Origin of the sequence: Streptomyces sp. NPDC059917 (assembly GCF_042730635.1) — a bacterium.
In the GTDB taxonomy this organism is placed as follows: domain Bacteria; phylum Actinomycetota; class Actinomycetes; order Streptomycetales; family Streptomycetaceae; genus Streptomyces.
In genome coordinates this window covers 31,693-46,471 of the sequence record NZ_JBHWLC010000033.1, presented here as the reverse complement: position 1 = coordinate 46,471, position 14,779 = coordinate 31,693, and the positions used below count along the sequence as shown (strand labels likewise).

Below are 14,779 nucleotides of genomic sequence, written 5' to 3'. Positions count from 1 at the left end.
AGTGGCCGTTGCGGGCTTGTGCCGTTTGACACGGGGGCGGGTTGTACCGTCACACTCCGCAGCGTCGCCGTACTGCGACCGAGTGCCGACCGGAGAGAAGAGCCAAGTTGTCCCCGACTAGCGAGACCGCAAAGGGCGGCCGCCGACTCGTCATCGTCGAGTCTCCTGCCAAGGCGAAGACGATCAAGGGCTACCTCGGCCCGGGATACGTCGTCGAGGCGAGCGTCGGGCACATCCGCGACCTCCCCAGCGGCGCGGCCGAGGTTCCCGACAAGTACACGGGCGAGGTCCGTCGTCTCGGTGTGGACGTCGAGCACGACTTCGCGCCGATCTACGTCGTCAACGCGGACAAGAAGGCCCAGGTCAGGAAGCTCAAGGAGCTGCTGGCCGAGTCCGACGAACTCTTCCTCGCCACCGATGAGGACCGCGAGGGCGAAGCCATCGCGTGGCACCTGCAGGAAGTCCTCAAGCCCAAGGTCCCCGTCCACCGGATGGTCTTCCACGAGATCACCAAGGACGCGATCCGCGACGCCGTCGCCAACCCGCGCGAGCTGAACCAGCGCATGGTCGACGCCCAGGAGACCCGCCGCATCCTCGACCGCCTCTACGGCTACGAGGTCTCGCCGGTCCTGTGGAAGAAGGTCATGCCGAAGCTGTCGGCGGGCCGCGTCCAGTCGGTGGCCACCCGCATGGTCGTCGAGAAGGAGCGCGAGCGCATCGCCTTCCGCTCGGCCGAGTACTGGGACCTGACCGGCACCTTCTCCACCGGCCGCGCCGGTGACGCCTCCGACCCGTCCTCGCTGGTCGCCCGGCTGAACACGGTCGACGGCAAGCGCGTGGCCCAGGGCCGCGACTTCGGTTCCACCGGGCAGCTCAAGAGCGAGGTGCTGCACCTCGACGAGGCGAACGCGCGCTCGCTGGCCGCCGCCCTCGCCGAGACGGCCTTCGCGGTCCGCTCGGTCGAGTCGAAGCCCTACCGCCGTTCCCCGTATGCGCCCTTCCGCACGACCACGCTCCAGCAGGAGGCCTCGCGCAAGCTGGGCTTCGGTGCGAAGGCGACCATGCAGGTGGCGCAGAAGCTGTACGAGAACGGCTTCATCACCTACATGCGTACGGACTCCACGACGCTGTCCGACACCGCCGTCACGGCGGCCCGGGCGCAGGTCACGCAGCTCTACGGGGCCGAGTACCTGCCGGAGAAGCCCCGCGTCTACGCGGGCAAGGTCAAGAACGCGCAGGAGGCGCACGAGGCGATCCGGCCTTCGGGTGATCGTTTCCGCACGCCCGCCGAGACGGGTCTGACCGGCGACCAGTTCCGCCTGTACGAGCTGATCTGGAAGCGGACCGTCGCCTCCCAGATGAAGGACGCGGTCGGCAACTCGGTCACGGTCAAGATCGGCGGCCGGTCGAGCGACGGCCGCGACGCCGAGTTCTCCGCCTCCGGCAAGACGATCACCTTCCACGGCTTCATGAAGGCCTACGTCGAAGGCGCCGACGACCCGAACGCCGAGCTGGACGACCGCGAGAAGCGGCTGCCGCAGGTCGCCGAGGGGGACGCGCTGAGCGGCGAGGACATCACCGCCGACGGTCACTCGACCAAGCCCCCGGCCCGCTACACCGAGGCCTCGCTGGTCAAGGAGCTCGAAGAGCGCGAGATCGGCCGTCCGTCGACCTACGCGTCGATCATCGGCACGATCCTCGACCGCGGCTACGTCTTCAAGAAGGGCACGGCCCTCGTGCCGTCCTTCCTGTCCTTCGCCGTGGTGAACCTCCTGGAGACGCACTTCGGGCGGCTCGTCGACTACGACTTCACCGCCAAGATGGAGGACGACCTCGACCGCATCGCGCGGGGCGAGGCCCAGTCCGTGCCGTGGCTCAAGCGGTTCTACTTCGGCTCCGAGGACGCCTCCGAGGTGGTCCCGGCCAACGGCGACCACCTGGGCGGCCTCAAGGAACTGGTCACGGACCTCGGCGCGATCGACGCCCGGGAGATCTCCTCCTTCCCGGTCGGCGAGGGCATCGTGCTGCGCGTGGGCCGCTACGGTCCCTACGTCGAGCGCGGCGAGAAGGACTCCGAGGGCCACCAGCGGGCCGACGTACCGGACGACATGGCTCCGGACGAGCTGACCACGGAGTACGCGGAGGAGCTCTTCGCGAAGCCGAGCGGTGAGTTCGCCCTGGGCAAGGACCCGATCAGCGGGAACGAGATCGTCGCGAAGGACGGTCGCTACGGGCCGTACGTGACGGAGATCCTTCCCGAGGGCACGCCGAAGACGGGCAAGAACGCGGTCAAGCCGCGGACGGCCTCCCTCTTCCAGTCGATGAGCCTCGACACGGTGACGCTGGAGGAAGCGCTCAAGCTGATGTCGCTGCCGCGCGTCGTCGGCGTGGACGCCGAAGGCGTCGAGATCACCGCGCAGAACGGCAGGTACGGCCCGTACCTGAAGAAGGGGACGGACTCGCGCTCCCTGGAGACCGAGGACCAGCTCTTCTCGATCACGCTGGAAGCGGCGCTGGCGATCTACGCCCAGCCCAAGCAGCGCGGCCGGGCCGCGGCCAAGCCGCCGCTCAAGGAGCTGGGCACCGACCCGGTCAGCGAGAAGCCGGTGGTGGTCAAGGACGGCCGCTTCGGTCCGTACGTGACGGACGGCGAGACGAACGCGACGCTGCGGCGGGACGACGACGTCGAGACGATCACGCCGGAGCGGGGCTACGAACTGCTCGCGGAGAAGCGCGCGAAGGGCCCGGCGAAGAAGACCGCCAAGAAGGCCCCGGCCAAGAAGGCGACCGCGGCGAAGAAGACGACGACGGCCAAGAAGACGGCCGCCAAGACGACGACGGCGAAGAAGACGACGGCCAAGAAGACGACGGCGAAGAAGGCCGCCGCCGCCACACCGTCGACGGAGGAGTGACCCACCCACCACCGAAGGGCCCCGCACACCGCCGGGCCCTTCGCTGTTCCCCCACTCCCACGGGACGGCGCCGGACGCGTCGTCGTTCCCCCACCCCCACGGGCGGGACGTCATCCGACGGGGCCGGGGCGGGGCAGGAGGGTCCCCGCAGGCCGAGCGGTCCACCCCGCGCCGCTCCTCCGACCCGCCGAGGGCCAGCGAGCCGAGGAGACCCTCCTGCCCGGCCCCGCCCCGCGGTACCCGACCCGCCCCGCCCCCGCCCTGCGGAACGGACCCTGCCGCGCGGATCAGGCCCCGCCCCCCCCCCGCGGAACTGGGTCCGGGCTCACAGCCCGAGCGCGTCCACAGCCCTCCGCACCCGCCAAGCGCAGCGGATAGGCTGGGCGGATGACGCGAGCCGAGCAGCCGACGGTCGTCACGGCCCCCGAGACCTCCCCTTCCGCCCCCACCTACGACGAAGCCCTCGCCGCGGACTCCCGCGAGCGCGCGGTGCGCGCCCTGCTGCGCACCCCCAGGCTGCGCCGCCTGTGGAGCGCCCAGCTGGTGAGCGGCATCGGCGACATGCTCGCGCTGCTGGTCCTGGTGCTGCTGGCGCTCCAGGCCGCGGTCTCGCAGGGCTCGTTCGGCGGTGGTCCGCGCGGCCCCGCGCTCGCCGTCGCGGCCGTCCTCGGCGTGCGCGTCCTGGCCACGGTGCTGTGCGGCGCGGTGCTGCTCGGCCCGCTGACCAAGCTCACGGCGGCGGGCGGCAAGCTCGACCGCCGCTGGACCATGCTCGGCGCCGACGGCCTGCGCATCGCGCTGTTCGTCGTGGCCCCGCTCTGGCTCGACTGGATCCCGGAGCACGCGCTGACCGTGCTGCTCGCGACCGTCTTCGTCTCCGGCGCGGCCGAGCGCCTGTGGACGCTGGCCAAGGAGAGCGCCGCCCCGTCCCTGCTGCCCGGGCCGCCGCCGGAGGGCGCGACCGTACGCCCGCTGCCGGACCACCTCGACACCCTGCGGCGCCTGACCCTGCGCACGGCGTTCGCCGCGCTGCCGCTCGCCGCCACCGTGCTGCTCGCGGCCACCCTGGTCGGCCGCGCGATCGGCCTCGGCGTGGACTGGTTCGCGCAGAACCAGGCCGCGCTCGGCTCGTACGTCGCCGCCGGGCTCTTCGCCGCCTCCGTGTCGCTGCTGTTCCCGCTCGTGCTCCCCGAGTCGAAGACCCCGCGTCCGCGCTCCCCGCTGGAGGGGCTGCGCGCCCCGAAGGCCGGTGACCGCCCCGAGCAGGGGCGTACGGGCGCCATCCGGCTGCTCGTGCTCGCCTGCGCCGCGGTCGCCGGAGCCGTGGCCTGCGCCGTCGGCGTGGCCGCGCTGCACGCGTACGACCTGGCCGGCGGCCCCGCCACCTTCGCGCTGCTGGTGCTCGCGCTGGCCGGTGGCACCGCGGCCGGGATCCGCCTCACCCAGGCGGGCAAGATGCTGCCGGCGCTCTCGCGGCGCCGCCTGCTGGCCCTGGCGGTGGGCGTCACGGGCCTCGCGCTGCTGCTGACGGGTCTGGTCGCGGACACCGCGACCGTGCTCTTCCTGACCCTGATCGCCGGGACCGGCGCGGGCGTCGCGGCCAACACCGGGCACACCCTGCTCGACCAGGAGACCGAGGAGTTCCGCCGGGTCCGGGTCACCGAGCACCTGCACGCGGCCGTCCGGGTCGCGGTCGGCCTCGGCGCCGTCGGCGCCCCGGCGCTGGCCGCCCTGATCGGCGCGCACCGGCTGGTGGCCGGCCGGGTGGTCTTCGAGCACGGCGGTGCGGCCTTCGTCCTCATGCTGGTGGGCGCGCTGCTGCTGCCGGTGGCCGTCGTCGTGCTGATCAAGGCGGACGACCGCCGCGGCGTTCCGCTCCGCCGCGACCTGCGCGAGGCGCTGCGCGGCGGCGAGCCGGTGCAGGCCGCTTCGGGCACCGGGTTCTTCATCGCCCTGGAGGGCGGCGACGGCGCCGGGAAGTCCACCCAGGTGCAGACGCTCGCCGACTGGATACGGAGCAAGGGCCACGAGGTCGTCGTCACGCGCGAACCGGGGGCGACCCCGGTCGGCAAGCGACTGCGCTCGATCCTGCTGGACGTCTCCTCGGCCGGGCTCTCGAACCGCGCCGAGGCACTGCTGTACGCCGCCGACCGGGCGGAGCACGTGGACACGGTGGTCCGACCGGCGCTGGAGCGCGGCGCGGTCGTGATCTCCGACCGGTACATCGACTCCTCCGTCGCCTACCAGGGCGCGGGCCGCGATCTGTCGCCGACCGAGATCGCCCGGATCTCGCGCTGGGCCACCGACGGGCTGGTCCCGAACCTGACGATCCTGCTGGACGTCTCCCCGGAGACGGCCCGGGAGCGCTTCACGGAGGCGCCGGACCGGCTGGAGTCGGAGCCCCAGGAGTTCCACCAGCGGGTGCGGTCCGGGTTCCTGACGCTGGCCGCGGCCGACCCCGGTCGCTACCTGGTGGTGGACGCGGGCCAGGACCCGGAGTCGGTGGCCACCGTCGTGCGGCACCGGATGGACCGGATGCTCCCGCTGTCCGAGGCCGAGGTGGCGGCGCAGATCGAGGCGCGCCGACTGGCACAGGAGGAGGCGCGGCGGGCCGCCGAGGCGGAGGCCGCGCGCAAGGCGGAAGAGGCCCGACTGCGGGCCGAGGAAGAGGCGCGCAAGGCCCGCGAGGCGGAGGCGGCCCGGCTCGAAGCCGAGGCGGAGGCCGCCCGCAAGGCGCAGGAGGAGCGGCTGCGCGCCGAGGAGGAGGCCCGGGCCCGGGCCGAGGCCGAGCGGCTGCGCGTCGAGGCCGAGGAGAAGGCCCGCGCGCTGGAGCAGGAGCGGTTGCGGGTGCAGGCGCAGGAGGAGGCCCGGCTGCGGGCCGAGGCCGAGGAGCGCCGCCTGGAGAAGCAGCGGCGTGCCGAGGAGGCCCTGCTGAAGGCGGAGGAGGCCCGGCGGCTGGCCGAGGCCTCGGCCGCGGCCGTCGCCGCCGAAACCGCGAAGGCCGCTGCGGCCAAGGCCGCCGCGGAGGCCGCTGCCAAGGCTTCGGCCGACGCCGCCGCCAAGGCCGCGACCGAAGCCGCGGCGAAGGCTTCGGCCGAGGCCGCCGCGACCGCTGCCGCGGAGTCCGCGGCGCGGGCCGCCGAGGCGGTCACGGCGCCCGTGCCCCGCGTCGACATGGCCAAGGAGCCGCTGCCGGACCGGGCCCCGGCCGCGAAGCCGGCGGAGGGCGCCCATCCGGCGGACGCGATCACGGTGGTCACGCCGGTCGTGAAGCCGGACGACATCACCCAGACGGTCCCGGTCCCGAAGTTCTCGCCGCCGCCGGTCTCCGCGCCGCCGGTCTCCCCGAACGAGGAGACGGCCGTGCTGCCGCCGGTCCGCGCCTCCGACCCGACGGCCCGGGTGCCGCAGCGGATCTTCCGGGATTCCGCGGGCGGCCAGGGCGGCGGATCCGACCGCTCCGGCGACGACCGCGGTGGCAACGGCAACGACGTCACCCGGGAGCTGCCGGTCCTCGACGAGTCGGGGCGCCCGCGCCACCGGCCCGCCTGGGCCGAGGACGCCCCGATGGACGACGAGCCGACCCTCGCGGACGAGCTGCTCGGCCCGCGCGGGCGCCACGACGACGAGGACGGCGACGGGGGCCACGGCAACGGCGGCAACGGCGCCGGGGGCCGGCCGCGCCGCCGCTGACCGCGCCCGGCCGCGCTTGTCAGTGCGCCCCGCCACACTGGTGGGCGTGCGGGGCGACTGGACGCTCGTAAAGACCAGTAGAGACCGCAGATACCCGCAGAGAGAAAGGTGGTGGGCGGCATGCCCGTATGGGACGACCTGGTGGGCCAGGAGCGCGTGCAGGCACAGCTGGCCGCCGCCGCCCGCGACGCCGACGCGCTGGTCACGGCCGATGCCGAGGGCACCGAGTCGGCGACCGCGTCGAAGATGACGCACGCCTGGCTCTTCACGGGCCCGCCCGGCTCCGGCCGGTCCACCGCGGCCCGCGCCTTCGCCGCGGCCCTGCAGTGCACGAGCCCGGACCGGGCGCTCGGCGGCGAACCGGGCTGCGGGTTCTGCGACGGCTGCCACACCACGGTGGTCGGCACCCACTCCGACGTCGAGATCGTCCGCACTGACCTCCTGTCCATCGGCGTGAAGGACACCCGGGACCTGGTCCGCCGGGCCCAGCTCTCCCCGGCCGTGGGCCGCTGGCAGGTCATCGTCCTGGAGGACGCCGACCGGCTCACCGAGGGCGCGGGGAACGTCCTGCTGAAAGCCGTCGAGGAGCCCGCCCCGCGCACGGTGTGGCTGCTGTGCGCGCCCTCGCTGGAGGACGTGCTGCCCACCATCCGCTCCCGCTGCCGCCACCTGACGCTGCGCACCCCGTCGGTCGCCGCCGTCGCGGACGTACTGGTCCGGCGGGACGGCATCGAGCCGGCGGCCGCGGCCGCGGCCGCCCGGGCCACCCAGGGGCACATCGGCCGGGCCCGCCGACTGGCCACGGACGAGCGGGCCCGCAGCCGCCGGGCCGCCGTGCTGAAACTGCCGCTGCGGGTGGACGACGTCGGGGCGTGCCTGAAAGCCGCCCAGGAGCTGGTGGACGCCGCCGCCGAGGACGCCAAGCAGGTGGCCGAGGAGGTGGACGTCAAGGAGACCGAGGAGCTGCGCGCCGCGATGGGCGCCGCCGCGGGGACCGGCGGGCGGATGCCCCGCGGTACCGCGGGGGTGATGAAGGACCTGGAGGACCGGCAGAAGCGCCGCCGCACCAGGACCCAGCGCGACACGCTCGACCTCGCGCTCACCGACCTGATCGGCTTCTACCGGGACGTGCTGGCGCTCCAGCTCGGCTCCGGACTGGCCATCGCCAACGAGGAAGTACGTCCGGACCTCGACCGGGTCGCCCGCGCCTCGGGCCCGGAGCGGACCCTGCGCCGCATCGAGGGGATCATCGCCTGCCGGGAGGCGCTGGACCGCAACGTGTCCCCGCTCCTCGCGGTGGAGGCGATGACGATGGCCCTGCGCGCCGGCTGAGGGGCGCGGGTGCGGGTGCGCGGACGCCGGTTGACCGGCTCACCCGTACGGGCAAGGCGCGGCTGACCCCGGCGCGCCCCGCGTCACCCCGCGGACCGGGCGCGGCCTCCACCTCGTGGGCGCCGGGCAGGCCGTACGCTCCGGAGATGGACACGAGTCGCCTGCTGCGCACCACCGGAACCGTGATCGCCGCCGCCGGGCTCCTGCTCTCCGGGTGCACGTCGGGCAGCTCGGCCCCCCGGGCCGCCGCGTCGTCCTCCGGGGCGGCCTCCCCGGCCGGGACCGGGGCCAGCGCCGGGGCGAGCAAGGGCGCGAGCGTGCAGGCACCCGAGCCCACGGCGATCCCGGCGGCCCTGGCCCCGTACTACGCCCAGAAGCTGAAGTGGCGCGACTGCGGCGCGCCCGGCTTCCAGTGCTCGACCATGAAGGCCCCGCTGGACTACGCGCACCCCGGCAACGGCCAGGACATCGACATCGCCGTCTCCCGCAAGGCGGCCACCGGTCCCGGCAAGCGGCTCGGTTCGCTGCTGGTCAATCCGGGCGGCCCGGGCGGCTCCGGCATCGGGTACCTCCAGGCGTACGCGGGCATCGGCTACCCGGCGCCCGTGCGCGCCCAGTACGACATGGTGTCCTTCGACCCGCGCGGCGTGGCCCGCAGCGCCCCGGTGGACTGTCTGAGCGGCCCCCGGATGGACGCCTTCACCCAGGTGGACCAGACCCCGGACGACCCGGCCGAGCGGGCCAAGCTGGTGACGGCCTTCAAGGAGTTCGCCGCGGGCTGCGCCGAGAAGTCCGCCCGGATGCTGCCGCACGTCTCCACGGTGGAGGCGGCCCGGGACATGGACATGCTGCGCGCGGTCCTCGGGGACGAGAAGCTGACGTACGTCGGTGCCTCGTACGGGACCTTCCTCGGGGCGACGTACGCGGACCTCTTCCCGAGCCGGGTGGGCCGGCTGGTCCTGGACGGCGCGATGGACCCCGCGCGTCCGGCGCTGGAGCTGAACCGGGATCAGACGGAGGGCTTCGAGACGGCGTTCCGTTCCTTCGCCCAGGACTGCGCGAAGCAGCCCGACTGCCCGCTCGGCCAGGGCAGCCCGCAGGAGGTGGCGGCGCAGCTGAAGGAGTTCTTCCGCAAGGTCGACGCCCAGCCGGTGCCCAGCGGGGACGCGGCGCGCCCGCTGGGCGAGTCGCTCGCGACGACCGGGGTGATCGCGGCGCTGTACGACCAGGCGGCCTGGCCCCAGCTGCGCGAGGCGCTCAAGGACGCCAAGAACGGCGAGGGGCAGGGGCTGCTCGGGCTCGCGGACAGCTATTACGAGCGGGACGCCAAGGGCAAGTACGCCAATCTGATGTTCGCCAACGCCGCGGTGAACTGCCTGGACCAGCCCCCCGCCTTCACCACCCCGGAGGACGTCGACAAGGCCCTGCCGTCCTTCGAGAAGGCCTCCCCGGTCTTCGGCGCGGGCCTCGCCTGGGCCTCGCTGAACTGCGCGTACTGGCCGGTCAAGGCGACCGGCACGGCACACCGCGCGGAAGCGAAGGGCGCGGCCCCGATCGTCGTCGTCGGCACCGTCCGGGACCCGGCGACCCCGTACAAGTGGGCCCAGGCCCTCGCGGACCAGCTCGACTCCGGCGTCCTGCTCACCTACGACGGCGACGGCCACACGGCCTACGGCCGCGGCAGCGACTGCATCGACACGGCGATCAACCAGTACCTCCTGGAGGGCACCCCTCCGCAGGCCGGAAAGAAGTGCTGACCCCCCTGCCGACAGCCCCCCGCCGACCTGGTGCGGGGCACCCGGTTTAACCCTGTAGACTTGGCGCCGCTGCTGATGAGAGCCTCCCTCCAGGGAAATTCTCGTCATCCCAGCGGTGCCGCCTTAGCTCAGTTGGCCAGAGCAACGCACTCGTAATGCGTAGGTCTCGGGTTCGAATCCCGAAGGCGGCTCTGTAGAACCCCCAGGACTCACTCGCCGTGACCTGGGGGTTTTGCTGTTTTCGGGGGCGTTACGGCAGGTCGATGTCGAAGCCCTGGGGGGTCGGGGTGGTCTTGAAGCCCAGGGACTCCACGGCCGGGCGGAGTTTGCCCTGGCCGCGGTTCTTGCGGAACGTGCGGTAGGGCTCCATGCCGAACAGCTTCTGGAGGGCGCCGCCCAGTTCCAGGGAGGTCAGCTGTCGGTCGGCGGCGCGGGCCTGCTGGAGCAGGGTGAGGACGGCCTGTGTGAAGGCTTCCGGGCCGTCGGGGGCGGTGCGGGGGGCGGTGGCCCGTAGGCGGGCGGAGAGGGCCTGGATCACCGCCGGTTCGACCCGGTACGGCTGCGGGGCCGCGGGGACCGGGACGGCTGCCTCCGGTTCCGGTTCCGGTTCCGGAGCCGGTGCGGGATCGGGGGGCTGCGGGGCCGACCGGGGGGTTGGGAAGGGCGTCGGGAGGGCGACCGGCTGGAGCGGTTCCGCGTAGGCCAGGGCGTCGGGGGTCTCGCCCGGGTACGTGGGCTCCCAGGCGCGCAGGCCCTCGTAGCTGAAGCCGAGGTAGAACTCGACGGAGGCGTTGACGTCGCGGGTCTGCCAGAACTGGTTGCGCGGGGTGAAGAAGGCCGGCATCTGGCCGTTCGTGATCCGCAGGCGGCCCGACTGGGGGCTCTTGATCTCCTCGATGATCCCGCTCACGCGCTTCAGCTGTTGCGGCCGGCTCCAGAAGCCGGCGGGGCCGTAGCGCTGCCGGCCCATCTCGCTGAAGTGCACCAGGGGGTGCGGGCGCGGCCCGTGGCCCAGCCACTCGAAGCTCCACTGCCGCCGGTGCTGACGGCTCAGCCGCCTCGTCTCCTCCAGGTAGTAGCGGGTGCGGTCCTGGTCGCGGGCGTCCCCCCGGTACCAGATCAGGAAGTGCAGGATGTAGAGGTAGTAGTTCGCGTCCAGGCTGTTCCTCTCCGAGGCGAACCAGGCCAGTCGCTCCAGGGCGTTGGTCTCGGTGTACTCGGGGAGCCTGCGGTAGGACTGGAACCACAGGCGCAGGTCGGCGTCGGTGGCCCGGCCGCTGTTGACCGATCCCTCGGCCATCTCGGCTATGAGGCGCGCCTTGTCCTCGGACAGGCTCGACCAGTCCCGCCCGGCCTTGGCGTACAGGGTGCGGGCGATCGCGAGGTTCACCTCCGGGTTGTCGTTGCCGCGGCGCCGCAGTTCCTGCCACTGCTCGACCAGCCGCTCGACGTCGCCGTACAGGCCGGTGAGCCGGTTGTTGAGCTTCTGGTAGTACGTGCCCTCGGCGTTGAGGTTGCGGAGGTTGTCGAGGAGTTCCTCGGCGCGGCCGATCTGCTCGGTCACCCACATCGCGGACGGGTCGTTGCCCTCCATGAACTCGACGAGGCTGCCGACCCCGGAGGCCTTCCACAGGCGTTCCACCACGGTCGCGATGAGTTGGATGGGGGTGGACCAGGTGTAGTCGGTGTTCGTGTACTTCCCGGCGTTGGTGAACGCCTCCATCGCGCCGTCGAACAGTTCCTGGATCGCGGCGAGGAGTTGTTCAGGGGTGTGGTCCTCGCCGCCCCGGGTCAGGCTGGCCAGCTCGTTCTCGATCCAGAAGCGACGGACCAGGCCGAGGGTGTGCAGGTGCGTCGCGTCGTGGCCGTGGGACTTTTCCACGGCCTTGAGCACGAAGGACTCGGCCTGGCGGAAGTCCGCCTTCACCTTGTAGATGTCGTAGCGGCCGCGGTGGTTCCAGAAGTGCGCGTTGTCCGGGCAGCGGACGGTGAGTTGCTCGAAGACGCGGGCGCCGGCCTCGACCGGCATGCTCTCGATGAGCTCCGCGAAGTTGTCCGGCTTCTGGCCGTTCGGGGACCAGCTGGTGCGCCGGATGAACAGCTCGTTGAGGAGGCGGGCGGTGGTGCTGTTCTCGGGGCCGAGGTACTCGGTGGTCTTCTTGATGAACTCGACCGAGATCTGCGCGAGTCCGTACTGCTCGCCGTCGGCCTCGCCCGCCAGGACGTGCTGGGCGATCAGCGGGTGCAGCAGCCGCAGCGCGCCCCGCTCGGCCACCACCAGGTGGCGCAGGTCCGGGCCGAGCAGCTCGCTGAGGTCGCTGTCGCTCAGGGCGCCGGCCCGGGTGCGCTCGCGGCCCATCCAGGACTCGACCATGGTGACCGGGAGGCCGAGCTCCTGGCCGTAGCGGGTGATGAGGGCGAGGTGGCGGGCCAGTTCCTTCTGGCCGCGGCTCAGCCCGGCGAGGTGGTTGCGCACGTAGGAGGCGACCCCCTCGAACTGCTCCTCGTAGACGCACAGGCCGAAGAAGAAGGGGGAGAGCTTCTGCGCGGCCACCACGTCGGTGACGCCCTCGGCCAGGGCGTCGAGGAGCCGGTGGGCGCGGGGGGTCCGCGCGCGGTTGCGGTACTCCCTGAGGAACAGGTCGCGCTCGTCGCCCTGGAGCGGGTCGACCAGCTTGTGCTTGATCCGGGGGCGCTTGACGTTGGTGCGGTTCACCCACAGCAGGACGGCCCGGGTGTTGCGCTGGGCGAGGGAGTGGATCAGTTCGTCGCGGTCGTACTCCGGCAGGATCGCGGATTCGCAGACGACCAGGGCGGGGTGGCCGGTCTGCTGGTAGATCTCGTCGATGCGGTCGGCCGTCTTGTCCGAGAAGTGGCGCAGGAGCACGGTCGGATAGGTGCGGTGCATGTTCCACGCGACGCGGCGGGCGAGCGTGGTGCCCCCGGCGCCGGGCGAGTGGTCGAGGCGGACCATGTCGAGCTTGTGGTCCCCGAGGCGCTGTTGGACCTCCTTCATCAGGTCCGGGCAGGCGTCGCGCTGTACGTCGACCCACGCCTCCAGCTCCTGCCAGGTGGGCGGGCGGCCGCGCCAGAAGGCGTCCGTCGTCAGCTGGGGCGCGGACTGGCCGTGGGAGAGGACCTCCGAGTGCAGCACCTCCAGGTCGACCGAGAGCCGGTGCAGGTCGGCCCGCTTCAGTTCCCAGGGGCGGCCGCCCAGTCCGGGCAGCGCGGGCGCGGCCTTGCTGCCCGCCGGGGGCAGCGACTCGGCCACCACGGTGAGGAAGGCGTCGATGTCTATGCCGTCGACGGCCGGGGCCTGGGCGAGGTCGAGGCTCTCGGTGATCCCGTCGTACTTCTCGTCGATGTAGTCGATGATGTCGTCGATCTCGCGGCCGCGCCGTCCGGAGCGCAGGCACAGCACCGCCGCCGTCTGGTGCGGGGTGCCCTCGTGCGTCTCGTCGATCAGCTGGCGCACCCGCTGGAGGTAGCCGCGCCGGCGCCACTCGGCGGCGGCCGCGGCCGACGGTTCGTCGTGGGAGCTCCAGCCGTTCGCCATCAGCCAGCTCGTCGCACCGGTGGGCGGGACCGGCGTGCGGTTGCCGCCGAAGACGCTGACGTGCCGGTGCTCCTCCAGCTCGGGGACGACGACGCTGGACAGCCCGCCCTGGTCGCTCGCGGGGTCGAGGTCGATGACGGTCGCCCAGCCGCAGTGCGCGAGCGCCGCCAACTCGGGCCGCGCGGCCACCTCGTCGGCGACGAGGAACAGGTCCATCCCGCCGCCCACCCGCTGGAAGGGCTGCCAGCGGCGCAGCGCCTCCTGCGCCGTGACCGGGGTGGCGCTCGTGCTCGTGGCGATGCCGGTCGTGCCGATCCGGTCCTGCGCCGCGACGTCGACCCAGACCTTCGGGTGGTGCTCGCGCAGCAGCAGCCGGGCCGCCCAGCCCGCGCTGACCAGGGCCGCGCGGCGCAGGGACATGTCGTCGAGCGGCTTGGCGGCCCAGTTGAGACCGGCGGCGATCCGGGCGAAGAGCAGCTGCCGCTGCCAGACGTCGACGCGGTTGGACTCGGCGTCCATGAGGACGTCCCGCACCTCGGTGCGGATGCCGCGGAGCAGGTTGACGAGCCCGGCGTCATTGATGTCCAGCTCGACGGGGACCGTCAGCTTCTCGTCGTCGAGCCGGGCGAGCAGGGGCAGCACCCGGCCGCTCGTGGACCGGCCGAGGCCGAAGAGGAGCGCCGACAGTTCGAGGTAGGCGTGGTCGTACAGCAGGGGGCGGGACACTCCCCAGTTGACGTCGATCAGCCAGTACGCGAGGTCCCGGGTGGGCAGCGAGCCGCGCACCAGGACGTTGCGCAGGTGCAGGTCGCCGTGGGTCGGGCCGCGGAAGTGGTGCAGCTCGCCGTCGGCCAGGCCGACGGCGGGGTCGAGCAGGACGAGCGGGTCGGGCAGTAACTCGCCCTCGTGGCGCAGCGCCCGCCCGCTGCCGGTCCCGCGCAGCTGGGCCGTCACCTCGCGGACGCGGGCGCCGCGCTGGTCCTCCGGGAAGCCCTGCCCCAGCCAGGAGCGGATCACGGATCCCACGGTGCCCTGGTAGTCCGGTGGACCCGCGGCGGCGAGCTGTGCGGCGAGCAGGTCCCGGGAGGCGCGCGCGAGGACCTCCTGGCGGTCCTCGGCGTCGACGTGTTCGGCCGAGCGGACCCGGTCGAGGCTGGACCCGGCGATGTCGTAGAGGTCGACGCTGGTGCCCGAGTCCTGCGACGCGTGCAGCAGCCGCGGGACGTGTCCCTCGCCGAAGTGCGGAAGGCCCTCGATGAAGGCGTGGTGGGCCACGGACTGCGGGCGTCCGCTGGAGATGCCGGCCTTCAGCACGTACTGGCCGTTCAGGGAGCCGTCCGCGGGGCGGCCCGGGGTCCGGCCGATGTCGCACAGGACGACGCGGGCGTCCGTATAGCCGCCCGCGAGCGACTTCACGTACTGGACGCTGCTGGCGCGCGGCAGTTGGCTGCGCAGCAGGTCCAAGCCGGATTCCAACAGGTCGCGGCCGGGTTCACCGTCGCTCTTCGCCGAGTCGCGGTTCATCCCAG

Annotated in this window: 5 protein-coding genes and 1 tRNA gene; 5 read left to right on the top strand and 1 reads right to left on the bottom strand. The window is 73.1% G+C overall.

Translation table 11 applies throughout. From position 1 onward, the window contains the following. Positions 1–107 precede the first annotated feature (107 nt). The 5 genes from topA to ACFWAR_RS20310 all read left to right on the top strand — a co-directional run bounded on the left by topA (position 108) and on the right by ACFWAR_RS20310 (position 9,885). Positions 108–2,912 (top strand): type I DNA topoisomerase, encoded by a 2,805-nt coding sequence (topA, locus tag ACFWAR_RS20330; RefSeq protein ID WP_385779024.1) that lies wholly within the window; start codon positions 108–110, stop codon positions 2,910–2,912. Between the two features lie 387 nt (positions 2,913–3,299). After that, the gene (gene tmk / locus ACFWAR_RS20325) at positions 3,300–6,605 is read left to right on the top strand and encodes a dTMP kinase (RefSeq protein ID WP_385779021.1); all 3,306 of its coding nucleotides are present in this window, start codon (positions 3,300–3,302) and stop codon (positions 6,603–6,605) included. A 120-nt stretch (positions 6,606–6,725) separates the two neighbouring features. Further along, complete coding sequence (locus ACFWAR_RS20320; RefSeq protein ID WP_385779019.1) at positions 6,726–7,937, top strand: DNA polymerase III subunit delta'; 1,212 nt, start codon at positions 6,726–6,728, stop codon at positions 7,935–7,937. Between the two features lie 146 nt (positions 7,938–8,083). Beyond that, positions 8,084–9,694: an alpha/beta hydrolase gene (locus ACFWAR_RS20315; RefSeq protein WP_385779016.1), complete on the top strand. Its 1,611-nt coding sequence runs from the start codon at positions 8,084–8,086 to the stop codon at positions 9,692–9,694. Between the two features lie 117 nt (positions 9,695–9,811). Then, positions 9,812–9,885, top strand: a tRNA-Thr gene (locus ACFWAR_RS20310). A 59-nt stretch (positions 9,886–9,944) separates the two neighbouring features. Here ACFWAR_RS20310 and ACFWAR_RS20305 read toward each other — a convergent pair. Further along, on the bottom strand, positions 9,945–14,774 hold the full coding sequence (locus tag ACFWAR_RS20305) for a hypothetical protein (protein WP_385779014.1): 4,830 nt from the start codon (positions 14,772–14,774) through the stop codon (positions 9,945–9,947). Positions 14,775–14,779 lie beyond the last annotated feature (5 nt).